The sequence below is a fragment of the Hwanghaeella grinnelliae genome, from assembly GCF_004005845.1.
Classification (GTDB): Bacteria; Pseudomonadota; Alphaproteobacteria; order UBA8366; family Aestuariispiraceae; genus Hwanghaeella; species Hwanghaeella grinnelliae.
Map to the genome: position 1 here is coordinate 146,450 of NZ_SADE01000002.1, position 22,073 is coordinate 168,522.

Sequence of the window (22,073 nt, forward strand, 5' to 3'; positions counted from 1 at the left end):
TGTCCGCCGAAAACGTCCTGGTCCAGGGGACTAATGCCTATTGTGCGTCCAACCCATACGCCGTGTGGAGCGCACGCAAGGCAAGTTCGGTATAATCTTCGGAAATCAACGTGGAGATCTTGATCTCGCTGGTCGAGATCACCTGAATGTTGATTCCCTTCTCGGACAATGTCCGGAACATCGTCTGCGCGACACCGGCATGACTGCGCATGCCGACACCGATGACGGAAATTTTCACCACATTGTCGTCCGACAAAAGGTTCTCGTAACCGATTTCCGGCCGGTTCGCCTCCAGAACCTCGATGGCCCGACCCAGATCGGTTTTTGTGACGGTGAAGGTCATATCGGTCCGTTCCCCATCGGGAGAAACAGACTGAACGATCATATCGACATTGATCGACCCGTCCGACAGCGGTCCGAAAATCGCCGCCGCGACGCCCGGCTTGTCGTTGACCCGAACGAGCGTGATTTTCGCCTCGTCCCTGCTATATGCGATACCGCTAACGACCTGCTGTTCCACGATTTCGTCCTCGTCCACCACCATTGTGCCCGGGGTATCCTCAAAGCTGCTGCGCACCTGCAGCTTCACCCCGTGGTTCATTGCCACTTCGACCGACCGCGTCTGCAGCACCTTCGCGCCCTGCGACGCCATTTCCAGCATTTCCTCGAAGGTGATCATATCGATCTTCTTCGCCTTCGAGACGATGCGCGGGTCGGTCGTATAGACGCCATCCACATCCGTATAGATGTCGCAGCGATCCGCCTTAAAGGCAGCCGCCAGCGCCACGGCCGTCGTATCACTGCCGCCGCGGCCCAGTGTCGTGATCCGATTCAGCGGGCTCAACCCCTGGAACCCGGCCACGACCGCGACCTGGTTTTCCGCGAAACGGGCGACGATGGCATCGGTCGAGATATCCTCGATCCGCGCCTTGCCGTGCACTTCATTCGTTTTGATCGGAATCTGCCAACCCAGCCAAGAACGGGCAGATATGCCCATCGACTGCAGGCGCAGCGCCATCAGGCCCGCGGTCACCTGCTCGCCGCTGGATACGATCGTGTCGTATTCGCGGGCATCGTACATCTTGCTGGTCTGATCGACATAGCCGACCAGTTGATTGGTTACACCGGCCATGGCGGAAACGGTGACAATCACCTCGTTCCCTGCCTCGACCTCGCGGCGAACGCGTTCGGCCGCATTAGCAATGCGGTCCAAATCGGCAACCGACGTGCCGCCGAATTTCATGACGATCCGGGCCATAACAACCTTCGTACCTTAAAGGAGACCGACACTGGTTCACGGCGCCGCCGTCTCGCCCTGAACGGGCAATGCCGGCGAAACCGCTTCGATTGGCCACTGGGTCGCATGCCGTACACGCGCACGGGCATTGTCCCCAGGGGCCGGGGCGCGCTATCCATACTCGGACAGAAACAGGCACGCAAGCTGAGGAAACACCCGGCCATGGCACAGCCCGCAGAAACACTCTCCTCCGGCGACCCCAAGACGGGCAATGCCGGCTATATGGACAAGGAGACCCCGAAACCGTTTGGGGGCACCGTCGACGATGCGGAAATCGCGAAATTCGCCGCGATGGCCGAGGAATGGTGGGACCCGGACGGCAAGTTCAAGCCGTTGCACAAGTTCAATCCCGTCCGCATCGCCTTCATCCGCGACCGGATCTGCGCCCATTTCGACCGCGACCCGCTGGCGCCGGAACCGCTGAAAGGGTTGTCGATCCTGGATATCGGCTGCGGCGGGGGATTGCTGTGCGAACCACTGACACGGCTCGGCGCGGAGGTCACCGGCATCGATGCGACGGAACGGTCCGTCCATGTCGCCGCCGCCCATGCGGAGCAGATGGGGCTGGAAATCGACTACCGGTTCACCTCGGTGGAGGACTTGGCGGCGGGCGAAAAGCGTTTTGACGCGGTCATGAACATGGAAGTGGTCGAACATGTCGCCAATGTGGACACATTCCTGGGCGCTTCGGCCGATCTGGTCGCGCCTGGCGGCATGATGTTCCTCGCCACCTTGAACCGGACGGCAAAGTCCTTCGCGCTCGCCATTGTCGGGGCGGAATACGTGCTGGGCTGGCTGCCGCGTGGGACGCATGACTGGAAAAAATTCGTCAAACCGTCGGAACTGGCCGCCGCGCTGCGCCCGGCCGGCATGGAACTGACCGAACTGACCGGCGTCGCCTACAACCCGATCCGGGACGAATGGTCGCTTACCCCAAAGGATCTGGCGGTGAACTATATGGGGATCGCCGAGCGGCGCTGACCAGTGGGTCCATCAGAACTGGCATGGAAGAGATGAAGGTCCTTGTTCTTGGCGCCTATGGATTGATCGGTCTGGAAGTCTCCAAGGCACTGATCAAGGCCGGGAACACGGTCGTTGCCCTCGGCCGTTCCGCCGATCATGGCCGGAAGGTTCTTCCAAATGCGCACTGGATCGGGACCGACCTCTCGCAAATGACCGGTACCGCCGATTGGCTGGGCCATTTGGAAGGCATTGAGGCCGTGGTGAATGCGTCCGGTGCGCTGCAGGATTCGCCCGGTCAGAAACTGTCCGATGTGCAATCCCGTTCCATAACCACACTGGTCGCCGCCTGCGAACAAACCGGCGTCCGGAAATTCGTGCAGATATCGGCCCCCGGCGCGGCTGGAACCGCAAGCCTTGCCTTCCTGAGCACCAAAGGCGAGGCGGACGACACCCTAAAACGCAGCGGTCTGGACTGGACCGTTTTGAAGCCGGGTCTGGTGATTGCGCCCACCGCCTATGGCGGCACCAGCCTTGTGCGCAGCATCGCAGCCTTTCCCTTCGTACAACCCGTCGTCTTTGCAAACAGCCCGGTTCAGACCGTCTCCATCGCGGATGTGACGGGTGCGGTCGTCCGGTCCCTGACCGATCCAGCCCTTTCGCGCCGCGCATTTGACCTGGTTGAGACGGAAAGCCATACGCTTGCCCAAGTCATTCTCGCCGTCCGCCAATGGCTCGCCTTTCCGGCCCCGCTTCGTGTCATCGACGTGCCACCCGCCATCGCCAGATTGTTGGCGAAATGCGCGGATGCGGCAGCCTGGTTGGGCTGGCGGTCCGCTTTGCGAACGACATCGTTGCAAGTGCTCGCGGGCGGCATCACTGCGGATTCCGGCGATTGGGTCGCAGCCACCGGAATCGCGCCGCGCAGTTTGACCGAAACCTTGATCGACCTGCCTTCCACCTTGCAGGAACGCGTCTTTGCCCGCCTACGGCTGATCGCACCTCTATTGATCTTGGTGTTGAGCCTTTTCTGGCTGGCATCCGGGGTAATCGGCCTAGTCTTCGAGGCGGATGCCGTTCGTGTCATCGAAGACGATCTGCCGCCGCTGCTGGCGCATGCCAGTGTAATCGGCGGATCGTGCTTGGACATCGCAGTCGGTTTGGCCCTGCTGTTTCGAAAGACCGCGCGGACGGCCTGCCTGGCATCCGTCGGGGTTTCGCTGCTTTATCTTGGCCTGGGAACGGTTCTGACACCCGAGCTTTGGGCCGATCCGCTCGGCGTTTTCGTCAAAGTCCTACCCGCCATCGGACTGTCGCTCGCCGCGGCATCCATGATAGACGAGCGCTAAGCGATGGAAACGATAGAACTCCTCCGCTGGCTGCATGTGATCGGCGCGGCGGTACTACTCGGTACCGGGGCAGGTATCGCCTTTTTCATGGTGATGGCTCATCGCACCCGCAATCCGCTGGTCATCGCGCATACGGCATCTACCGTAGTATTGGCAGATTTCCTGTTTACGACGACGGCGGTGATTGCCCAGCCAATCACGGGCGTTCTGTTGGCATTGGAAATCGGCTGGCCGTTAAACGAAGGCTGGATAATGGCGTCTCTGGGATTATACGTTCTGACCGGTGTCTTCTGGCTACCGGTCATCGCTATCCAAGCAAAACTGCGGAACCTGGCGCGTCAGGCGGCTCAATCCTCCCTGCCCCTGCCCAACGCTTATCACCGTCTTTATAGAATTTGGTTCGCCTGCGGGTTCCCCGCCTTCATCAGCGTTTTGGCGATTTTCTGGCTGATGCTGAACAGACCCGACCTGACATTTTGGTAATCCTGTCACCCGGCAGCGGTCAGTGTTCCTTGGTTTCTTCCATCCAGGGGATGGGGGCGACGGGGATGCCTTCCTCGGCCAGCTCCTTGGCTTCGTCCAGGGTGGATTCGCCGTAGATGCCGCGTTCGTCGGCTTCGCCGTAGTGGATCTTGCGGGCCTCTTCCGCGAAATCGGACCCGACATAGTCGCAATTGTCCTTCACGTATTCCCGCATCTTGGCCATCACGACTTTCTGTTCCTGAACGGCCTTCTGCATTTTTTCCCGGCGCGCGGCATCCCTGGACTCGCCGGTGGCGATATTCGGGGCGCTCAACGCCTTCTGAATATTACGATTGGCGCAAACTGGGCATTCAATCCGCTTTTTAGCGCATTGTTCGTCGAAATCGGCGCTGTTCGGAAACCAGCCCTCGAATTCATGATCGTTCTTGCAGATAAGATTGAACGAGATCATCTCAGTCCAAGTCCTTTTACAAACGGCGTCCGCTGCCCTATCGGCATGCTGAGCCCATCGACCTTACCAAATCGTCTAGCAGTTTCCATACAGGAGTGCCAAACAGGTTATAAATAGGCACATATGCCGCAAGCGCAAGAATCAAGGGTGGGAGAGATCCATCAATGACAGCCGATACAAAGCCAACACCCCACGCCCCATCAGCGCCCCTGCGCTGGATAGCGTCCTGTGCGGCGGACGCGGATGCCGGGCAGAGCGTGCTGGATTTGGCCTGTGGCGGCGGCCGTCACGGGCGCGCCTTTCTGGAAAGGGGATGCCGGGTCACGTTCGTCGATGTCGATACGGCCGGTGTAGCCGACCTGTCGAACAACCCGGATTGCGAAATTCTGCAGGCGGACCTGGAAAACGCCGCCTGGCCGCTGGCCGGCAGAACATTCGAGTTTGTCGTGGTCACGAATTACCTTTGGCGGCCTATACTGCCTCAGATCCTCGCCTCCGTGGCACCGGGCGGCGCATTGCTCTACCAGACATTCGCACTGGGGAATGAGCGGCTCGGTCGGCCCAGGAACCCCGACTTCCTGCTGAAGCCGGGCGAATTGAAAACCGTCGCTGAAACCGGGGGCTTCGACCTGATAGATTTCTTCGAAGGGGAAGTGACGGACCCGAAACCCGCCGTTATTCAGCGGCTGCACGCCCGCAAGGGCGTCTAATCAGGCACACCGGAAGGGCGTCTAAACGGATTCACTCGCCCGCCTGGGCCAAATCCAGCGGTACCGGCGGTGCATAGTCCCGCCCGTTCTTCAGGCTGGGCACCATGCCGCGCACCTCATCGACGCGAGCCATGTCGAGATCGGCCAGGATAATTCCCTGGTCGGGACCGGCATCGGCCAACACCTCGCCCCAGGGGTCGATGATCAGTGAATGGCCATAGGTTTTACGCCCGTCCTCATGCTCGCCGCATTGCGCGGCCGCGATTACGAAGCATCCATTTTCGATGGCCCGGGCGCGCAGCAGCACATGCCAATGGGCTTTGCCCGTCGGCTGCGTGAAACAGGCCGGCATGGTCAACACCTTTGCCCCAGCCCCCGCCAAATCGCGGAACAGGGCCGGGAAGCGGACGTCGTAGCAAACGCCCATGCCGTAACCGCCCCAAGGCGTTTCCGCCAGGACGGCATGCTCGCCGGGCCGGTAGGAAAAGCTTTCGCGATAGGATTCGGCGTTCTCAAGGTCCACATCGAACATGTGAATCTTGTCGTATTTCGCGCGGATCGTGCCATCCGGCGCGATCAAGAACCCGCGATTGGCCAGCCTGTCGCCCTCTTCAGGGCGGATCGCCAACGACCCCGCGTGGATCCAGATGCCGAGTTCCTTCGCCAAGGCGCGGAAGGCGGCAAGCGCGGGGTCTTCCGCTTCGGTCCTGACCTGCTTCTGCTGCTCTTCGCGGTTCTTCTGCACAAGATTGCAGATTTCAGGCAAACAAACCAAATCCGCGCCCTTCGCCGCAGCCTCCCGGATCATCGGGTCGATCAGGGCAATATTATCCTCCACACGGGGCTTGCCCGTGATCTGAACGCAGGCGACGCGGAGCGTATCGGTCACGCGGCCTGACCTTTCAGCAAATCATCGAGCTTGCCTTGCTGCTCAAGCTCCATCAGGTCCGTGCAACCGCCGACATGGGTGTCATCGACAAAGATCTGCGGCACCGTGCGGCCACCCTTGGACCGTTCGGCCATCTCGTCCTTCCGGCCCGCATCGGTCCAGATATTGTATTCCGTATAGGTCACGCCCTTCTTATCCAGCAGCTTTTTCGCCTGATAGCAGAAGCCGCACATGGGGCGGGTGTAGAGTTCGACCTTGGCCATACTTTTCCGTCCTTTCATCTGGAAGCCACCTGAACACTGCCTTCAGCGCGTCAAAAGCGGCACCGTAAAATTCTTTCCTGATTCGAGATATGGCGTATCGGGCGCAAGAATCAAAGATGCGCAACATTCACAGGTTCATCAACCGTAACGAAAGGGCCGCCGACAAAATCAGGCTTTCGCCGCTCAGTGCCGCGGCCGAAGCACCCGGGCAACCGTGATCACATCGACAAACTTAACCCCCGCACGGCGCAGGACGCGGGCACATTCCTCCACCGTTGCGCCGGTCGTGAAAACGTCATCCACCAGCAGGACGCGTTTGCCGTCCAATTGTCCGCGATACTTCGCCCGGACCGCGAAAGCGCCCCGTACATTGCGGGACCGCGCCAGACGCGACAAATGCCCCTGCGTCGGCGTGGCGCGGATACGTTCCAACAAATCCAAGGCCGGGCGATGCCCGGTTCCCTGGGTCATACCGGCGGCCAGCAAGCCCGCCTGATTGAACCGGCGCCGGAAAAGACGACTGCGGTGCATCGGCACCGGCGCAACGATATCCGCGTTCCGGATCAGGCCATCCCCGGCGCGGCGGAGCCAACCGCCCAACAAGGGTGCAATATCCGTCCGGTCGCCATGCTTCAGGTTCAACAGAAGCGATTTACTGAATTCGTCATAGGCCAGAACCGCCCTTGCCCGGTCATAGCGCGGGGCCGACGCCTCACAAGCGGCACAGAGCGTGCCGCCCGGCAGATCGATGTCGAAAGGCAAGCCGCAGCATTCGCAGCATGGGCCGGCAAGGAAATGCAGGTTCCGCCAGGCATCCGCGGAGACACCGGGCGCGCCTGAGATCAGGGCGCCGGTTTCCGGGCAGCGGGGCGGCAGCAACAAGTCCAACCCCGCCCGCGCCGCATCGGCAAGCTGACCGGAGAGGGAAACCGACATACCGATTTCCCGCCGCCCCTCCATGGTTTAGCCCGCCGGGAATTGCGGGAAAATCATGGTCTGATCCCGCTCCAACTGCTCAACCAGGGCCACTTCCCAATCGAGATAGGCTTTCATTGCCTGCTCGACCCCGTGGTCACGGTCATAGGGTTTGAAATACAGATCGTCCGCCGGCAGCGGCGCAACCGTGTTCTCCAAACCCGTTTCCAGCGCGCCGCCGGCCGCAACCCAAGCATCGTGACCGCCGGTCAGGACGCGTACGTCCTTCGCGCCCAGGGCCAGCAAGTCGCCGGCGGCCAGCCGCGACAAACGGTCGTCGCGGCTGCTGACCACGATCGGCGTGTCACCGACCGCTGCGCGGTCCAAATCGCGCGCCAAGGTGCTTCGGATCGCCCATTTCGACCCGGCGATATGGCCCTTGCGGTATTTTACGCTGTTGGACAGATCCAGGACCAAGGCGCCATCCAGTGCCTTCAATTCCGCCGCCGTCACCGTGTCGACGGCTGCCGCGTCGGCTTCCGGCACCGGGGGAGCATAGGGACCCGTTTCGAACGGGCCGTCGCCCAGTCCGCCTTCCAGGACATAAACATCTTCCCAACCCATCTGGATCAGCCAACTGGCGGTCATGCGCGCCCGGACTTCCACATCGTCGACCAGCACGATGCGGGCCTTGAGCACGCCAACATAGGTGTCGGTCGCCTGAACCAACTGCCCGCCCGGCGCATAGGCCGCGCCCGGCAGGTGACCAGCGGCGTATTCCTCAGGCGAGCGGACATCGATAAGGAAGGTCGTGCGGGACGTATCCGCAAGCCAGCCATCCGCCGTTGCCTTGTCCACGGAACGGACGCCAAAGCGCTGCGATACGCGGCCCACGGCATCCTTGGCCCAGGCGATGGTATCGTCGGATGGGGCGTTTACGGTACGGGTCGCGCCCTTTTCCAATTTCAAACCAGCCAGATACCAGCCCATGGTGCCGTCCTTCAAGGCGACAACCTTGTTCGGCAGGCCGGCATTGACCAGCGATTGGCAACCGATGATCGACCGTGTCCGCCCCGCGCAATTGACCACCACCAGGGTGTCGTCGCTGGGGATGACCTCCTTCGCGCGGTAGACCAGTTCAGCGCCCGGCGCGTCGATCCCGCCCGGAATGTTCATGGCGTTGTATTCATCCATCGGCCGACTATCGAGGACGACCAGGTCCTGTCCCTCGTCCATCAGTTTCTTCAGGTCCGCCGCCTCGATCCGCGGCGTGTCGTAGGTATGTTCGATGAATTCGCCGAAGACCTTGGACGGCACGTTCAATCCGCTGAAGAGTTCCAGTCCGGCATCCGCCCAGGCCTTCGATCCGCCCGGCAATGTATGCACATTGCTATATCCGGCAGCGGTGGCCAGGGCGACGGCCTTTTCCAGCCGGTCGGACTCATCATCCATCAACACGAAACGGACGCCGGTATTGGGGACGAGTTGGCGCAGCATTATCTCGAACAAGGACAGCGGAATATTTACGGCGCGCAGGATATGACTGGCGCCGAAGGGGCCTTCTTCCCGTGTGTCTATCAGCGCGATTTCATCGTCATCCAACAAAGCGGCCCGAAGCCAGGATGCGTCTACCTGCGTTACCGTCATCATTCCTCCCTAAGCCCCTTGAGGCGGGTGTGTGTTCCGTTTACGAGCCCGCACTGTATGGCCTCGACAAATCGCGGACAAGAATGGCGGGCTTTCCGGATTGTGGGGTTTGCCGTGGACCTATGATAAGCCATATAAGGCTGCATGAACGGCCCCCAATTCGATCAAATCACCGTCTTCGACAGGGAACAGGTCCGGCGTAACAGAGACCGGGCCGCGCCCGGCTTCGACGATGTCGACTTCCTGGTTCGCGAATCCGCCGACCGGTTGACGGACAGGCTGCGGGACATTGCGCGCCTGTTTCCCGCGGCCCTCGACCTTGGCTGCCGAACAGGCCTGCTGTCAGACTTTGTGACCGGCATGAACGGCATACAAACCCTGATCCAGGCGGACCTTTCACCAGGGATGGCTGCACGGGCGGATCGCGGCGACCGCCCCGCCGTCGCCGCGGACGAAGAATGGCTGCCCTTCGCCGAGGAAAGCTTCGACCTTGTCCTCAGCAATCTTTCCCTTCATTGGGTCAACGACCTGCCCGGCGCGCTTATTCAGATCAACCGGGCCTTGAAAGCGGATGGCTTGTTCCTGGGCGCCATGCTGGGCGGCGAGACGTTGAAGGAATTGCGCGACGTGATGGCCCTGGCCGAAGTGGAACTGCGCGACGGGTTGAGCCCGCGCATCTCCCCCTTCGCGGATCTGCGCGACGCGGGCGCCCTGATGCAACGCGCCGGTTTCGCGCTGCCCGTGATCGACAGCGACACGATCACCGTGACCTACGGCAACCCGCTGACCCTGATGCAGGAATTGCGGAAAATGGGCGAAGGCAATGCCGTGGCGGAACGCAGCCGCCGGCCCTTGGGCCGGGACATCCTGATGCGCGCGGCGGAATTGTACGCCGAACGCTATGCCGGACCGGATGGCCGGGTGCCCGCGACCTTCGAAATCATTTATCTACACGGCTGGGCGCCGCACGAGACGCAGCAAAAACCCTTGCGGCCGGGTTCGGCGCGCAACAGATTGGCAGCCGCCCTTGGCGCGGAAGAACAATCGGCCGGCGAAAAGCCGAACGGAACTTAAGGTTCGTGATGACCAAACTCGCCGTAGCATCAATTCTGACGGAAGCCATCCGGACCGTATGGGCCGAGCGGAGCGATTTCGCGCGGATTGCCGTCATCCCCGCCGTGGCACTGGCTTTCAACGTCATCGCGCTGCAGGTCTATCAGCTCTCTGCCATCCTGGACGGCGGCATGACACTGCCCGATAGGCCTTCGATCGCGGATGCGCACGAGCTGGCTACGCGGCTTCTGGACGAGAATGGCAGCTTCTTCCTGATCGCACTGATCTTCATGTTCCTGGGCTTCGTGATCGTGTGTTTCTTTGCCTGCGCCTGGCATTTTCGGATCTTGCGCCCGCAACAGGGAAAAACGGTGCGGGAAGCACTTAGATGGGATCCGGCCAAGGGTCGATTCATCTTGATGGCGATCCTTCTGGGGGCCATCCAGATCGCCGTTCAATTCGCAACCTCCCTGGTGTCGGGTTTCGTCGGCGTTACGATTTTGGGGGCTGTGCCCGGCCTTGCCTATGCAGTCGTGCCGATCCTACTGGTCGTCCCCTATGGCGTGGCTATCTATGTGATGCTGCGCTTCGCGATGGTCCTGCCCGCCGCGGCGGTAGGGGACAATCTGACCCTGCAGGAATCATGGCGATTGACCAAAGGGAACGGTCTTGCGCTGATGGGCTTGGCGATGCTGGTTCTGTTCGGTGTGATTGTCGCGATGGTGGCGATTTTCCTACCGGTCAGCGTGATCTTTTCGCTGCTGGCCTTCATTTCGCCGGGATTGCTGACGATGATGCTTTTGATGCAATTGCTGCTGTGCAGCCAATTCATCCTGGGCGCCGGGATTTGGGTTACCGCCCTGTCCCTCACCTATCGGCAACTTAGCCACCCCGCATCGGGGCAAAGCTGACCCATCCCTATAGCAGGTCCCGAAGCATCGCGATCAACGGAATGTCGGCCGGCGGCATCGGATAGTCTTTCATTTTGACCGGCCGAACCCAGGCCAGTTCTTGACCTTCCTTAGGCACCGGGTCGCCCTGCCAGACACGGCAGGCATAGAGCGGCATCAACAGATGCATGTCGTCATAGGCATGGCTGGCGAAGGTCAGCGGCGCCAAGCAGCTTTGCCGCGTGTCGATGTCCAGCTCTTCCTTCAACTCGCGGATCAAGGCCTGTTCCGGCGTCTCGCCGGCGTCGACCTTGCCGCCCGGAAACTCCCACAGACCTGCCATTTTCTTGCCCGGTGGCCGTTTGGCGATCAAGACCCGGCCGTCGACATCGACCAGGGCAACGGCAACCACAAGCACGACCGGCCTCTCGCCCGCGGTCTCAGCCCGTTCGCCTGCCTGCCAGCACCCGCTTTCCATCATGCTTCACCCTTCAATGACGCCCAAACCGCCCGGTCGATAGAGTAGGCAAGAACGGGAACGATACCGCCACGGGCCGGCGCATCCATTGTCGATGGCCCGAGGTCGACAAAACCCAATTTCCGCAACACACCGGCGGAGGCCTCGTTCGCTTCGAACACATTCGCCCGCACGACGTCTACCCCCAGAGCCTCGAAGCCGAAATCCAGCGCGGCCCGGGCGGCTTCCGTCATATAGCCGCACCCCCAATAGTCGCGTCCCAGGTAATACCCAATCTCGGCATGTCCGGGGTCGTCTTCGATTTCCAGGCTGACCGCGCCAATGAGACTGTCGTCCCCCCGCACCGTCACGGCGAAGAGCAGGCTTCTTCCCTGGTCCCGAAGGCGTTCGTTATCCCGGAGCCATTCTTCCGCCATCTTGCGTTCATAGGGATGCGGTATGCGCGCCGTCCATTTGGCGACCGACAGATCGGAAACAAGGTTGAAAACAGTGCCGACATCCGACATCCGGAAGCGCCGCATGCGAAGACGCGGCGTTTCCAGCACGGGAACGTCACTGAAAGTCGGCGGCCACGTCACGCTGCACTAGCTTCGGTAATCGGCGTTGATAGCGATATAGCCATGTGTGAGATCGCAGGTCCAAACGCGGGCCGCCCCCTTGCCGAGGCCGAGGTCGATTTCGATATGGACCTCCGTGCCCTTCAGGTGTTCGGCGACCGGGGCCTCGTCATAATCTAAGACGCCCTCTCCCTTGTTGGCGATCGTGACGCCGCCCATGGCAATGGAAAGTTTGTCCCGGTCGGCCGGTTCGCCCGATTTGCCAACCGCCATGACCACCCGGCCCCAATTCGCGTCCTCGCCGGCAATAGCCGTTTTCACCAGAGGAGAATTGGCAACGGCCAAGCCAATACGCCGCGCCGATTTTTTGTTAGCCGCGCCCGTCACATCGATGGTGATGAACTTGCTGGCCCCTTCGCCATCCTTCACCACCTGGGTGGCCAAATCGGTCAGAACCGCATCCAAGGCGGCCACGAAACCCTTCAGCCGCTTGTCGGATGGGGATGACGGCGGTTTGTTTCCGGCCTTGCCGGTCGCGGCCAGGATCAACGTGTCGCTGGTGGATGTATCGCCATCAACGGTTATCGAGTTGAAGGACCGGTCGGCCCCGTCTTTCAGGATCTTTTGAAGGATGGCGGACGGGACGTTCGCATCAGTGAACACGAAAGACAGCATGGTCGCCATATCCGGCGCGATCATGCCCGATCCCTTTGCGATCCCGGCGATCTTCACCTGCTTGCCGTCGATTTCAGCGGTCGCGGTCGCAAGCTTCGGAAATGTATCGGTGGTCATGATCGCGTTGGCGCTGTCATTCCAATTGTCGGGACCCAAGGCCTCGATCAAGGTCGGCATGACCGCACTGATCCGGTCGCCCGGTAACGGCACGCCGATGACACCGGTGGACGCCACCAGTACTTGCTTCGGTTTGCAGCCCAAAGCATCCGCCGCTGCCTGCACCATGTGTTTGGTGCCTTTTTCCCCGATCTTGCCGGTGAAGGCGTTGGAGTTGCCGGAATTGACGATGATGCCGCGGGCCTTGCCTTTGTCGAGAACGGTGCGGCACCAATCGACGGCGGAGGAACAGGTCTTGGACTTGGTCAAGACGCCCGCGACCTGCGTGCCCGGGGCAAGCTCGGCCAGGAAAACGTCGTTGCGGCCCTTGTATTTCACCCCTGCCGCGGCAGCGGCGATCCGAATACCGTCAATGGCCGGCAAGGCCGGAAACGATTTCGGCGCGAAAGGTGACTTTGGTGCGTCCCCACCCATGTCGATCCCCTAATCCATCTTTTGCCGGTGGACCGCGGGCGGCAACTGAGCGACCCCGACCCCACCGTATTTCGGTGCTAAGTAATCGGGCCAACGACGCTTCGCGTCAATGGGGTCTCACATCATGGACGGGACGCAATTTGCTGGAAGGACGCAGATTTCCACGCACTCGGTCCCGCGAGCGATCACTGCGTGGCTGGCGCGGCCATCGGCTTCCCGGACAGGTCAAAGCGCTGTACATCCGACTTCGCCGTCAGTTCCGCCGCGATCTGCCGTGCCATCTGTTCGCCCACATACCGACCCAGGCTGGGACGAAGTTGTTCGAAGCTGGGCGAATCGCCTTTGCGGCGCTCTTCCACCAGAATCACGTGCCACCCGAACTTAGTTTTGACCGGGTCGGCCGAGAACTGGTTCGGCTGCAACGCGAAGGCGACATCCGCGAAGGGCTTCACCATGCTGCCACGATCGAAGAAACCGAGATCCCCGCCCTGCGACGCGCTGGGGCCTTTCGAGTACTTCTTGGCAAGCTCGGCAAATTCCTGCCCATCGGTCACCATCTTGATGATGTTGCGAGCTTCCTCCTCGGTTTCCACCAGGATGTGGCGCGCCTTCACTTCTTCCTTCGGCGGATTCTGCTCAAGCCAGGCGTCGTAGGCTGCCTGCAGGTCCTTTTCCTCGATCTTCGCTTCCACGGCACGGCGCAGGTACAGATCGCGGACCAATTGGGCTTCAACAAGCTCCATGCGTTTTTGTATTTCCGGATCGTCCTGCAGGCCCTGCTCCAGCCCGGTCTGAATCACGACAAGCTGCTGGATAAGCGATTCAAGAATCCGCGGATAAAGCGTTTCCTGGCCCATTTGTTGGGTTTCGGGGGGAAGCCCTTGGAACGCATCCTCGAAATCCGAGCGATAAAGTTTCTCACCGCCGACCTCCGCTATGACCTGGTCCGTCCGCTCTTGATCGGCGCTCTGTGCGACGGCGGGCGCGGCAGCAATCATGGCGCAGGAAAATGCACCGCAGGCCATCAAGGTCAGGTCTTTAACAATACGGGAGGCAGTCATTTGCATTGGGTCAACTCCGGCGCCATTCGTGAAATGCCCGCAAAAAGACCACAGCGGGCCGCCCGGAACAAGGGCATAGCCTGCCGTGAAGCCCATCGCTCGAAATGCCTAGCGTAGAAGTGAACTGGCCGATGTGCGGCATGATCCGGACAAAACCCTAGGCGTCGACGCTGACCCCGCCATCCGCGTCGGTTTCGTCGGCGGGCTCACCCTCTGCACCGCCTGCCAGGGCGGATCCCTGCGCCGTGAACACAGTCGTGGACAGGTCAAGTTCGACTTGTTGGGTGGCAAATTCCGTGGAAACCGCCTTGGTTCCGAAAACCTTGATCAATCGGTCGGCGATATCCGTAAGCGTTTCCCCGTCCCGCAATTCGAATAGCGGCGTTTTCGGCGCGAAAGCGACCCCTTCACGGACTGAAACGCTGCCTTCGATCTGCACGGCTTGCAAAGAAAGCTGTACCTGATCCAGCCGCAGCGCCGATGTCTCACCATCCTCAAGGATAGAAAAGATCGTGGTATCGACCTGCAGTGAAAAACTGACTTGGCTCACGGAAAACTCCGTCGACCTGACCGATCCGCCAGGACCGGCCCCCACCCTGCCGAGCACGCGTTCCGCAAAATCGCCGAAACGCCGGTCCAGATCCTCAGTCAAACGGGCAATGCGCCGGGCCGTCTGTTCGATATTTCTTTCAGACGCGCCCAATTCCTTGGAGAACCCGCGAAAAAAATCACCCAGCCGGCGGCGTGCGGGTCGGCCCAGCCGGGCAGCGTTGAAATCACGGGCCAGTTCCAGCGCCTTTTCCGACCCTAGCAGCGCCTGTCGAGCCCCATCGGACAGTTCCACGGGTCCCCCAAAGGGTCCGCGACGCAAGCCGGCGTCATCTGGCCTGGCGCCCAACCCGTCGCGAAACGGGTTGCGTGTGAAATTCGAGGCGATTGTCGTTGCTGTGCGGGGTTTCGTGAGCGATGCGTTATCGGCGAAATTCGCCAGTCGCTGGCCGAAGAGGTTCGGCCGTATTTGGGACATATACTCAACCATCGTCGCCTCCTTCTGTCGGCTTCGTGGCACGATTGCCTGATCTACTGACTGATCAACTGTCTAAATCTTTGGCCGGATGTTCCCGGCCTGTCGGATGCCTTCTGGCTTCCGGCAAGGAAGGTAAGATACTACTTTATTAGCGGTAAGTCTTGCGGAAATCGGGGCTTCCTTGCGGGGCAATCAACCATGGTATCGTTGACAGGCCTTGGACCGCCCCTTATCTGACATGCGGGACTTTCACCTAAACATGCGATCAACCATCGCATCTGCACTTCCATTGATTTATCGCAAAGGCCTTCTTCATGCTGGGCGGACTTTTAAAACGTGTCTTCGGCTCGGTTAACGACCGGACCGTAGCGGGGCTGCGCAAACGCGTGGACGCAATCAACGCCCTGGAAGAACAGATATCCGCCTTGGACGACGAGGCGCTGAAAGCCAAGACCGACGAATTCCGCAGCCGTCTGAACAACGGCGAAACCCTGGACGACATCCTGGAAGAAGCCTTCGCGGTCGTCCGGGAAGCCGCCAAGCGGACCTTGGGCATGCGACATTTCGACGTACAGTTGATCGGTGGCATGGTACTGCATTCCGGCAAGATCGCCGAGATGAAGACCGGTGAAGGGAAGACGCTTGTCGCCACCCTGCCGGTCTACCTGAACGCATTGGACGGCAAGGGCGCGCATGTCGTCACCGTGAACGACTACCTGGCCCGTCGCGATGCCGGATGGATGGGGAATGTTTATACGTTCCTGGGCCTCACGGTCGGCGTGATCGTGCCGCAGATGCCGGAGCAGATGCGCAAACAGCAATATGCCTGCGACATCACCTATGCCACGAACAATGAACTGGGCTTCGACTATCTGCGCGACAATCTGAAATTCCGACTGGAAGACATGGCCCAGCGGGAACCGAATTTTGCCATCGTCGATGAGGTGGACTCGATCCTGATCGATGAGGCGCGGACGCCGCTGATCATCTCCGGCCCGTCGGAGGATTCGTCCGGATTGTATCGCCAGATCAACGAGGTCATCCCGAAACTGACCGAGGCGGACTACGAAAAGGACGAGAAGTCGAAAGCCATCTCGCTGACGGAGGACGGGCAGGAGAACGTCGAAAACATCCTGCGCGACGCCGGTGTGCTGGAAGACGGCAACCTGTACGACATCCAGAATGTCAGCCTCGTCCACCACGTGAATCAGGCGCTGCGCGCCCATAAGATGTTCACTGCGGATGTCGATTACGTGGTGAAAGACGACAAGATCATCATCGTCGATGAATTCACCGGGCGCCTGCAGGAAGGCCGCCGGTATTCCGACGGTCTGCATCAGGCCTTGGAAGCCAAGGAAGGCGTCAAGGTTCAGAACGAGAACCAGACCATCGCCTCCGTCACCTTCCAGAACTATTTCCGCATGTACAACAAACTGGCCGGCATGACCGGTACGGCGATGACCGAAGCGGCGGAATTCGAGGAAATCTACGGGCTGGAAGTCATAGAAATTCCGACCAACAAGGACATGGTCCGGATCGACAACGACGACGAAGTCTACCGTTCGGCGCGTGAGAAGGAAGCCGCCGGGATCGAGCAGATCAAGATCTGCCACGAAAAGGGCCAGCCGGTTCTGGTCGGCACGATTTCCATCGAACGGTCGGAGCAGATTTCGAAGACCCTCACGCAGATGAAAATTCCGCATAAGGTTCTGAACGCGCGGCATCACGAACAGGAAGCGCATATCATCTCCGATGCCGGCGTGCCCGGCGCAGTGACGATCGCGACCAACATGGCGGGCCGCGGAACCGACATTCAATTGGGCGGCAACTTGGAAATGCGTGTCGAACGCGAGACTCAAGGCATGGAAGATCAGGCGGCGATCGACGCCAAGGTCGCCGAGATCACCGCCGATATCGAAGCCAAGAAGAAACAGGTCCTGGATGCGGGTGGTCTATTCGTTCTGGGCACCGAACGGCATGAAAGCCGGCGCATCGACAACCAGTTGCGCGGCCGATCGGGCCGTCAGGGCGACCCGGGCGAGTCCAAATTCTATGTCAGCCTGGAAGACGACCTGATGCGGATCTTCGGATCGGAGCGGATGGACGGGATGCTGCAGAAGCTTGGCCTGGAAGACGGCGAAGCGATCATCCATCCTTGGGTCAATAAGGCGCTTGAAAAGGCACAGCAGAAGGTTGAAGCGCGGAACTTCGAAATCCGGAAGCAGCTTCTGAAGTTCGATGACGTCATGAATGACCAGCGCAAGGTCATCTTTGAGCAACGCAAGGAGTTGATGCGCGCCGACGACGTCCACGACACCGTTCTGGACATGCGTTACGAGGTGATCGACGACATCGTCGACAAGGCGATGCCGAAAGACGCCCTGCCGGATCAGTGGTCTATCGACAGCATGCACGAAGAAACCCTGCGTATCTTCGGTCTGAACCTGCCGGTCCAGGAATGGGCCAAGGAAGAAGGCATCGCCGACCAGGAAATCCGGGAACGCCTGCGCGAAGCGGTCGACCAGAAAATGGCCAAGAAGGCCGTCGATATGGGGACCGAGATGATGCGATATGCCGAGCGCGGCCTGTTGCTGCAGCTTCTGGATACCGCCTGGAAGGATCATCTGCTCAATCTGGATCACCTGCGTCAGGGGATCGGTCTGCGTGCCTACGGGCAGCGTGACCCGCTGAATGAATACAAGTCGGAAGCTTTCGAACTTTTCGAAAGCATGCTCGACAATCTGCGCAGCACGGTGACGCAGGTCCTGTCGCATGTGGAAATCCGCGCCGATCAGGCCCAACAGGCCCTGGAGCCGGAAGCACCGACGGATCTAGAGGAATCGGGGCCCAGTGACGAAGAAGACGCGCCGGCCACGGCCGTGCGGTCCATGGGGACGCAATATACCAAGGACACTGCCCCCCCAGGCTTCATTTTTCATGAAGGTCTGCGCCGCTGGCTGCATCCGAATGACCCGGAAACATGGGGCAAGGTTTCGCGGAACTCGGTCTGTCCCTGCGGTTCCGGCAAGAAATACAAGCATTGCCACGGCAATCTGTAGTTCCCCGCGTTACTGGGTACTTCTTTGAAAACCCGCGACGGTGAGGCCTAGTTCGGCATGCGCCGAGGCACTTCCCGCGCCATCCAATCCAAAACGGCCCTGACCCTGGCGCTTTTGCGCAGTTCAGGATGTGTGAGCAGCCAGACGTCCGTGAACGTGCTCTCAGGCGCGCTTTCGATGCGTACAAGGCCCTCACCAAGGTAGTGTGGCAGGCAAGTGACCCCCATGCCCGCCAGGCAGGCTTTCCGAAGGATCAGAAACGAGGTGCCCCGCAGCACCACACGGGATGACTGTGACTCCTTGTTGAACCAACGGGCCGCCGCGGTCTCTGCGATGCGCCCGTCGGGCGCCAGTATCGGCGCCTGGCGCCAGTCCATGACGCGATCCGGCGATGCCGCGTCGAAGCCCGGCAGGTCGGGCGACCGGTACAGGCCGCTTTTCAACAGGCCGACACGCCGGCCGACCATTGCATCCCCCGGATTGTTGGACGGCCGCAAGGCGATATCCGCCTCTCGCCGGGACAGGTTGGCCCATTGGTAGTCGGTGGCCAACTCTATCGTGATGCCGGGATGTTCCTGGGTGAAAAACGGCAGCAGGGGACCCAGCACCGCGTCGGCGAGGGAGTCGACGGTCGTCACCCGCACGTCACCGGCCAAACGAACATCCTGGCCCGCGAGCAAAAGCTCGAGCGCGAGGCTCTCCTCCTCCATCCGGGCAACATGGTCGAGCATCTCCTCCCCGGCAGAGGTCAGCGAATAGCCGTCGGAGCGGCGCTCGAACAAGCTGGTTTGAAGCTGCTCCTCAAGCGACCGCAGCCGACGCAGGACCGTCGCGTGATTGACCGATAGCGCCCGTGCAGCCCCTGAAAGGGTGCCTTCCCGCGCCACGGCGAGAAAATATCGGTAATTGTCCCAATCGCTCATCTGTGCATTTACGCACATCTATTGAGATTTTTCAAAGAATTACAGAAATAATCTGCACATACTAACTTGTCCACCAAGCGGACAGGATGTCCGGCCCGGAGTGAAACACCGGTTTAATTCGAAACCACTTGGCGGAGGTTTTTTCCAAATGATCGATACTCGTACAGCGCCCTATGCGGCTACTCTTCTGCGTCTTTCCCTCGGCGTCATGTTCATCATGCATGCCTATCTGAAATTGGCCGTCTTCACGATGGACGGCACGGTCCAGTTCTTCGAATCACTGGGCTATCCGGGCTTTGTCGCCTATCTGACGGTGGCGGCGGAAATCGGTGGCGGCGCCCTGCTGATTTTGGGTGTCTATACGCGCTATGTGGCGGCCGCGCTCGTCCCCATCCTGGTCGGCGCCATGATGGTGCATGCCGGCAATGGCTGGGTCTTCTCGGCCGAAGGCGGCGGCTATGAATACCCGCTTTTCCTGATCGCGGCCTCCGCCACGCAGATCCTGCTCGGCGACGGGGCCTATGCCTTGAAACCCGGCACCCTGCTGGGTGAAGGACGGACGGCCGGCCAAGCTTCCGCGTAGGGTCTCTTCGCGGTCCGGAAAGGGAGACGGGGGCCTCGGCCCCCGTTTCTGTTTCCACTCAGCCCCTTGGGCAAAAGAAAACGGCCTGCCGGAGCTTCCGGCAGGCCGTTTTCATCTCAGGCATGCGCCAATCGCTTAGTGGAGCTTGGCCCAGAGGCGTTTCTTATTGGCGATCGCCAGACCCAGGAAAACCAACAGGAAGAGGAAGACTTTGACGCCCATCCCCTTGCGGTCTTCCATTTCAGGTTCCGCTGTCCAGGCCAGGAACATGGAAACGTCCTTCGCCATCTGTTCAACGGTAGCCGGGGTGCCATCATCGAATTCAACGGCATCTTCAAACAATGGCGGCGCCATCGCGATCTGATGTCCGGGGAAATATTCGTTGTAATGACCGCCGGGGGACAAGGTAACGCCTTCCGGCGGGACTTCCTTGTACCCTGTCAGCAGGGCATAGATATAGTCTGCGCCATGCATCCGGGCCTTGACCATCAGGCTGAGGTCCGGCGGCGCCTTGCCACCATTGGAAGCCGCAGCGGCTTTCTCGTTTTCAAACGGCGCCACGAAACGGTCAGAGGGCCGCGCGGGACGGGTAAAATAATCACCATCGTCGTTCGGTCCGTCGGTCGTTTCGTATTCAGCGGCGAAGGCCTTTGCCTGGTCTTCCGAATAGCCCAGCGCCGTGATGTTCCGATAGTACATCAGGTTGAGACTATGACAGCCCGAGCAGACTTCCTTGTAGATCTTGAGGCCACGCTGGGCGGAAGCCTTGTCGAAGGTTCCAAAGACGCCGTTGAAGCTCCAATCCTGGCTCGGCGGGACGATACCCTCCGCCGCCTGGGCGGAACCGCCACCGATCATCAGGGCCATGGCGGCGCCCAACAGGGCGCGGCCAATCATGCGGGATTTTATGGACATGCTCATTCCTCTTCCTCCCCTTACTCGGCCGGGGCCACAGCCGGCTGGCTGATGCTTGCGGGCAGCGGTTTCGGACGCTCCATCCACCCGACGAACGGTGTCAGGATCAGGAGATGGAAGAAGTAGTAGAGCGTGGCCCACTGGGCGACGATCACATACCAGCCCTCCGCCGGCTTGCCGCCGACATACCCGAGGATGGCGAAATCGATCACGAACAGGAAGACCAGCCATTTGTAAACCGGACGGTACTTGCAGGACCGCACCCGGCTTGTGTCCAGCCACGGCAATACCGCCAGCAGGATCAACGACCCGAACATGGCCAGAACGCCGGCCAACTTGGCGGTCATGCCCCACCATCCCAGGAAGATCTGGAAGAACCACCAATCGGCGACGAAGGAGCGCAGGATCGCGTAGAACGGCAGGAAGTACCATTCAGGAACGATATGCGGCGGCGTCACCAGCGGGTTGGCCGGAATGTAGTTGTCCGGATGCCCCAGGAAGTTCGGCGCATAGAAGACCAAGGCCGCGTAGACCAACAGGAAGACGGCGATGCCGATCATGTCCTTGGCGGTCATATACGGGTGGAAGTTCACCGTGTCCTGCGGGCCTTTCGGATCGATGCCGTCCGGGTTGTTGGATCCCGGAATATGCAGCGCCGCGATGTGCAGGAACACGACCGCGAAGATCACGAAGGGCAGCAGGTAATGCAGGGCGAAGAACCGGTTCAGCGTCGCATTGTCGACGGCGAAACCGCCCCACAGCCATGTCACGATCGGCTCACCGATGATCGGGAAGGCCGAGAACAGGTTGGTGATGACGGTGGCGCCCCAAAGGCTCATCTGGCCCCAGGGAAGGACATAGCCCATGAAGGCCGTCGCCATCATCAGGATCAGGATGATCACACCCAGAATCCAAAGCAGCTCACGCGGTTCCTTGTAGGACCCGTAATAGATGCCGCGGAAGATATGGATATAGACGACGATGAAGAACATCGACGCCCCATTCATGTGGATATACCGGATCAACCAGCCGTAATTGACGTCGCGCATGATACGCTCGACGCTGTTGAAGGCCAGTTCGGTGTTCGGCTGATACTGCATGGCCAGGAAAATACCGGTCGCGATCATGACGATCAGCGTGATCGAGGCCAGAGCGCCGAAGCTCCAGAAATAGTTGAGGTTACGGGGTACCGGGAACTGCTGGTACTCCTTGCTCATCATCGTGAAGATCGGCAAACGCCGATCGATCCACTTCACCACACCCGAAAATTCGGGGCCGGGTTCGTTGCTTTGCATCG

Annotated in this window: 22 protein-coding genes; 8 read left to right on the top strand and 14 right to left on the bottom strand. The window is 60.3% G+C overall.

Annotation, left to right across the window (positions count from 1 at the left end; genetic code table 11):
* Positions 1 to 37 precede the first annotated feature (37 nt).
* On the bottom strand, positions 38 to 1,258 hold the full coding sequence (locus tag EOI86_RS11385) for an aspartate kinase (RefSeq protein ID WP_127765338.1): 1,221 nt from the start codon (positions 1,256 to 1,258) through the stop codon (positions 38 to 40).
* A 261-nt stretch (positions 1,259 to 1,519) separates the two neighbouring features.
* Here EOI86_RS11385 and ubiG point away from each other — a divergent pair, with 261 nt between their 5' ends.
* Genes ubiG through EOI86_RS11400 form a run of 3 tightly spaced genes read left to right on the top strand, consistent with a single transcriptional unit; the run spans position 1,520 to position 4,089 of the window.
* Positions 1,520 to 2,278: a bifunctional 2-polyprenyl-6-hydroxyphenol methylase/3-demethylubiquinol 3-O-methyltransferase UbiG gene (ubiG, locus tag EOI86_RS11390; protein ID WP_127766355.1), complete on the top strand. Its 759-nt coding sequence runs from the start codon at positions 1,520 to 1,522 to the stop codon at positions 2,276 to 2,278.
* A 23-nt stretch (positions 2,279 to 2,301) separates the two neighbouring features.
* Positions 2,302 to 3,606 (top strand): SDR family oxidoreductase, encoded by a 1,305-nt coding sequence (locus EOI86_RS11395; protein ID WP_205032179.1) that lies wholly within the window; start codon positions 2,302 to 2,304, stop codon positions 3,604 to 3,606.
* A gap of 3 nt (positions 3,607 to 3,609) precedes the next feature.
* Entirely contained in the window at positions 3,610 to 4,089 is a 480-nt protein-coding gene (locus EOI86_RS11400; protein ID WP_127765340.1) for a DUF2269 family protein, read from the top strand.
* 19 nt (positions 4,090 to 4,108) lie between these two features.
* Here the strand turns inward: EOI86_RS11400 and EOI86_RS11405 are convergent, their stop codons facing one another.
* Positions 4,109 to 4,540, bottom strand: coding sequence for a DUF1178 family protein (locus EOI86_RS11405; protein WP_127765341.1), 432 nt, complete (start codon positions 4,538 to 4,540; stop codon positions 4,109 to 4,111).
* A 164-nt stretch (positions 4,541 to 4,704) separates the two neighbouring features.
* Here EOI86_RS11405 and EOI86_RS11410 point away from each other — a divergent pair, with 164 nt between their 5' ends.
* Positions 4,705 to 5,250 carry a class I SAM-dependent methyltransferase gene (locus tag EOI86_RS11410; RefSeq protein ID WP_127765342.1) on the top strand — a complete coding sequence of 182 codons (546 nt, stop codon included), beginning with the start codon at positions 4,705 to 4,707 and terminating at the stop codon, positions 5,248 to 5,250.
* A 31-nt stretch (positions 5,251 to 5,281) separates the two neighbouring features.
* Here the strand turns inward: EOI86_RS11410 and EOI86_RS11415 are convergent, their stop codons facing one another.
* The 4 genes from EOI86_RS11415 to EOI86_RS11430 all read right to left on the bottom strand — a co-directional run bounded on the left by EOI86_RS11415 (position 5,282) and on the right by EOI86_RS11430 (position 8,967).
* Complete coding sequence (locus EOI86_RS11415; RefSeq protein WP_127765343.1) at positions 5,282 to 6,139, bottom strand: carbon-nitrogen hydrolase family protein; 858 nt, start codon at positions 6,137 to 6,139, stop codon at positions 5,282 to 5,284.
* The gene (grxC, locus tag EOI86_RS11420) at positions 6,136 to 6,420 is read right to left on the bottom strand and encodes a glutaredoxin 3 (protein WP_275668588.1); all 285 of its coding nucleotides are present in this window, start codon (positions 6,418 to 6,420) and stop codon (positions 6,136 to 6,138) included. The genes EOI86_RS11415 and grxC overlap by 4 nt, the downstream gene beginning before the upstream one ends.
* 165 nt (positions 6,421 to 6,585) lie before the next feature.
* Positions 6,586 to 7,338 carry a ComF family protein gene (locus EOI86_RS11425; protein WP_240035638.1) on the bottom strand — a complete coding sequence of 251 codons (753 nt, stop codon included), beginning with the start codon at positions 7,336 to 7,338 and terminating at the stop codon, positions 6,586 to 6,588.
* 27 nt (positions 7,339 to 7,365) lie between these two features.
* On the bottom strand, positions 7,366 to 8,967 hold the full coding sequence (locus EOI86_RS11430) for a rhodanese-like domain-containing protein (RefSeq protein WP_127765345.1): 1,602 nt from the start codon (positions 8,965 to 8,967) through the stop codon (positions 7,366 to 7,368).
* A 141-nt stretch (positions 8,968 to 9,108) separates the two neighbouring features.
* Between EOI86_RS11430 and EOI86_RS11435 the strand changes: the two genes are divergently transcribed.
* Both EOI86_RS11435 and EOI86_RS11440 read left to right on the top strand, forming a co-directional pair.
* The gene (locus EOI86_RS11435) at positions 9,109 to 10,038 is read left to right on the top strand and encodes a methyltransferase domain-containing protein (RefSeq protein ID WP_127765346.1); all 930 of its coding nucleotides are present in this window, start codon (positions 9,109 to 9,111) and stop codon (positions 10,036 to 10,038) included.
* 5 nt (positions 10,039 to 10,043) lie between these two features.
* Positions 10,044 to 10,928, top strand: a complete 885-nt coding sequence (locus EOI86_RS11440) for a hypothetical protein (protein WP_127765347.1) — start codon at positions 10,044 to 10,046, stop codon at positions 10,926 to 10,928.
* A 7-nt stretch (positions 10,929 to 10,935) separates the two neighbouring features.
* Here EOI86_RS11440 and mutT read toward each other — a convergent pair whose 3' ends face one another.
* From mutT to EOI86_RS11465, 5 genes are all read right to left on the bottom strand, one after another.
* Positions 10,936 to 11,385 (bottom strand): 8-oxo-dGTP diphosphatase MutT, encoded by a 450-nt coding sequence (gene mutT, locus EOI86_RS11445; RefSeq protein WP_127766357.1) that lies wholly within the window; start codon positions 11,383 to 11,385, stop codon positions 10,936 to 10,938.
* The gene (locus tag EOI86_RS11450; protein WP_127765348.1) at positions 11,385 to 11,963 is read right to left on the bottom strand and encodes a GNAT family N-acetyltransferase; all 579 of its coding nucleotides are present in this window, start codon (positions 11,961 to 11,963) and stop codon (positions 11,385 to 11,387) included. Before EOI86_RS11450 ends, mutT begins: the two co-directional genes overlap by 1 nt.
* Before the next feature lie 6 nt (positions 11,964 to 11,969).
* Entirely contained in the window at positions 11,970 to 13,208 is a 1,239-nt protein-coding gene (gene argJ / locus EOI86_RS11455) for a bifunctional glutamate N-acetyltransferase/amino-acid acetyltransferase ArgJ (protein WP_127765349.1), read from the bottom strand.
* A gap of 185 nt (positions 13,209 to 13,393) precedes the next feature.
* A complete protein-coding gene (locus EOI86_RS11460) occupies positions 13,394 to 14,275 on the bottom strand; it encodes a peptidylprolyl isomerase (RefSeq protein ID WP_161973799.1) in 882 nt (293 codons plus the stop codon).
* Between the two features lie 151 nt (positions 14,276 to 14,426).
* The gene (locus EOI86_RS11465) at positions 14,427 to 15,308 is read right to left on the bottom strand and encodes a hypothetical protein (protein ID WP_127765351.1); all 882 of its coding nucleotides are present in this window, start codon (positions 15,306 to 15,308) and stop codon (positions 14,427 to 14,429) included.
* Between the two features lie 302 nt (positions 15,309 to 15,610).
* Between EOI86_RS11465 and secA the strand changes: the two genes are divergently transcribed.
* Positions 15,611 to 18,355 (top strand): preprotein translocase subunit SecA, encoded by a 2,745-nt coding sequence (gene secA, locus EOI86_RS11470; RefSeq protein WP_127765352.1) that lies wholly within the window; start codon positions 15,611 to 15,613, stop codon positions 18,353 to 18,355.
* A 47-nt stretch (positions 18,356 to 18,402) separates the two neighbouring features.
* Here secA and EOI86_RS11475 read toward each other — a convergent pair whose 3' ends face one another.
* Positions 18,403 to 19,296, bottom strand: a complete 894-nt coding sequence (locus tag EOI86_RS11475) for a LysR family transcriptional regulator (RefSeq protein WP_127765353.1) — start codon at positions 19,294 to 19,296, stop codon at positions 18,403 to 18,405.
* 130 nt (positions 19,297 to 19,426) lie between these two features.
* Here EOI86_RS11475 and EOI86_RS11480 point away from each other — a divergent pair, with 130 nt between their 5' ends.
* Positions 19,427 to 19,861, top strand: a complete 435-nt coding sequence (locus tag EOI86_RS11480) for a DoxX family protein (protein WP_127765354.1) — start codon at positions 19,427 to 19,429, stop codon at positions 19,859 to 19,861.
* Positions 19,862 to 19,996: 135 nt separating this feature from the next.
* On the opposite strand, the gene EOI86_RS11485 is transcribed toward EOI86_RS11480, so the two are convergent.
* Positions 19,997 to 20,782, bottom strand: coding sequence for a cytochrome c1 (locus EOI86_RS11485; protein ID WP_240035639.1), 786 nt, complete (start codon positions 20,780 to 20,782; stop codon positions 19,997 to 19,999).
* Positions 20,783 to 20,796: 14 nt separating this feature from the next.
* Positions 20,797 to 22,071 carry a cytochrome b gene (locus tag EOI86_RS11490; protein WP_127765355.1) on the bottom strand — a complete coding sequence of 425 codons (1,275 nt, stop codon included), beginning with the start codon at positions 22,069 to 22,071 and terminating at the stop codon, positions 20,797 to 20,799.
* Between the last annotated feature and the right edge of the window lie 2 nt (positions 22,072 to 22,073).

Excerpts from the sequence above, each read along its gene's own strand:
- EOI86_RS11385 (WP_127765338.1), bottom strand. The coding sequence starts at position 1,258 with ATGGCCCGGATCGTCATGAAATTCGGCGGCACGTCGGTTGCCGATTTG.
- ubiG (WP_127766355.1), top strand. The coding sequence starts at position 1,520 with ATGGACAAGGAGACCCCGAAACCGTTTGGGGGCACCGTCGACGATGCG.
- EOI86_RS11395 (WP_205032179.1), top strand. The coding sequence starts at position 2,302 with ATGGAAGAGATGAAGGTCCTTGTTCTTGGCGCCTATGGATTGATCGGT.
- EOI86_RS11400 (WP_127765340.1), top strand. The coding sequence starts at position 3,610 with ATGGAAACGATAGAACTCCTCCGCTGGCTGCATGTGATCGGCGCGGCG.
- EOI86_RS11405 (WP_127765341.1), bottom strand. The coding sequence starts at position 4,540 with ATGATCTCGTTCAATCTTATCTGCAAGAACGATCATGAATTCGAGGGC.
- EOI86_RS11410 (WP_127765342.1), top strand. The coding sequence starts at position 4,705 with ATGACAGCCGATACAAAGCCAACACCCCACGCCCCATCAGCGCCCCTG.
- grxC (WP_275668588.1), bottom strand. The coding sequence starts at position 6,420 with ATGAAAGGACGGAAAAGTATGGCCAAGGTCGAACTCTACACCCGCCCC.
- EOI86_RS11425 (WP_240035638.1), bottom strand. The coding sequence starts at position 7,338 with ATGTCGGTTTCCCTCTCCGGTCAGCTTGCCGATGCGGCGCGGGCGGGG.
- EOI86_RS11430 (WP_127765345.1), bottom strand. The coding sequence starts at position 8,967 with ATGATGACGGTAACGCAGGTAGACGCATCCTGGCTTCGGGCCGCTTTG.
- EOI86_RS11435 (WP_127765346.1), top strand. The coding sequence starts at position 9,109 with ATGAACGGCCCCCAATTCGATCAAATCACCGTCTTCGACAGGGAACAG.
- mutT (WP_127766357.1), bottom strand. The coding sequence starts at position 11,385 with ATGGAAAGCGGGTGCTGGCAGGCAGGCGAACGGGCTGAGACCGCGGGC.
- argJ (WP_127765349.1), bottom strand. The coding sequence starts at position 13,208 with ATGGGTGGGGACGCACCAAAGTCACCTTTCGCGCCGAAATCGTTTCCG.
- EOI86_RS11460 (WP_161973799.1), bottom strand. The coding sequence starts at position 14,275 with ATGCAAATGACTGCCTCCCGTATTGTTAAAGACCTGACCTTGATGGCC.
- EOI86_RS11465 (WP_127765351.1), bottom strand. The coding sequence starts at position 15,308 with ATGGTTGAGTATATGTCCCAAATACGGCCGAACCTCTTCGGCCAGCGA.
- secA (WP_127765352.1), top strand. The coding sequence starts at position 15,611 with ATGCTGGGCGGACTTTTAAAACGTGTCTTCGGCTCGGTTAACGACCGG.
- EOI86_RS11475 (WP_127765353.1), bottom strand. The coding sequence starts at position 19,296 with ATGTGCGTAAATGCACAGATGAGCGATTGGGACAATTACCGATATTTT.
- EOI86_RS11480 (WP_127765354.1), top strand. The coding sequence starts at position 19,427 with ATGATCGATACTCGTACAGCGCCCTATGCGGCTACTCTTCTGCGTCTT.
- EOI86_RS11485 (WP_240035639.1), bottom strand. The coding sequence starts at position 20,782 with ATGAGCATGTCCATAAAATCCCGCATGATTGGCCGCGCCCTGTTGGGC.
- EOI86_RS11490 (WP_127765355.1), bottom strand. The coding sequence starts at position 22,071 with ATGCAAAGCAACGAACCCGGCCCCGAATTTTCGGGTGTGGTGAAGTGG.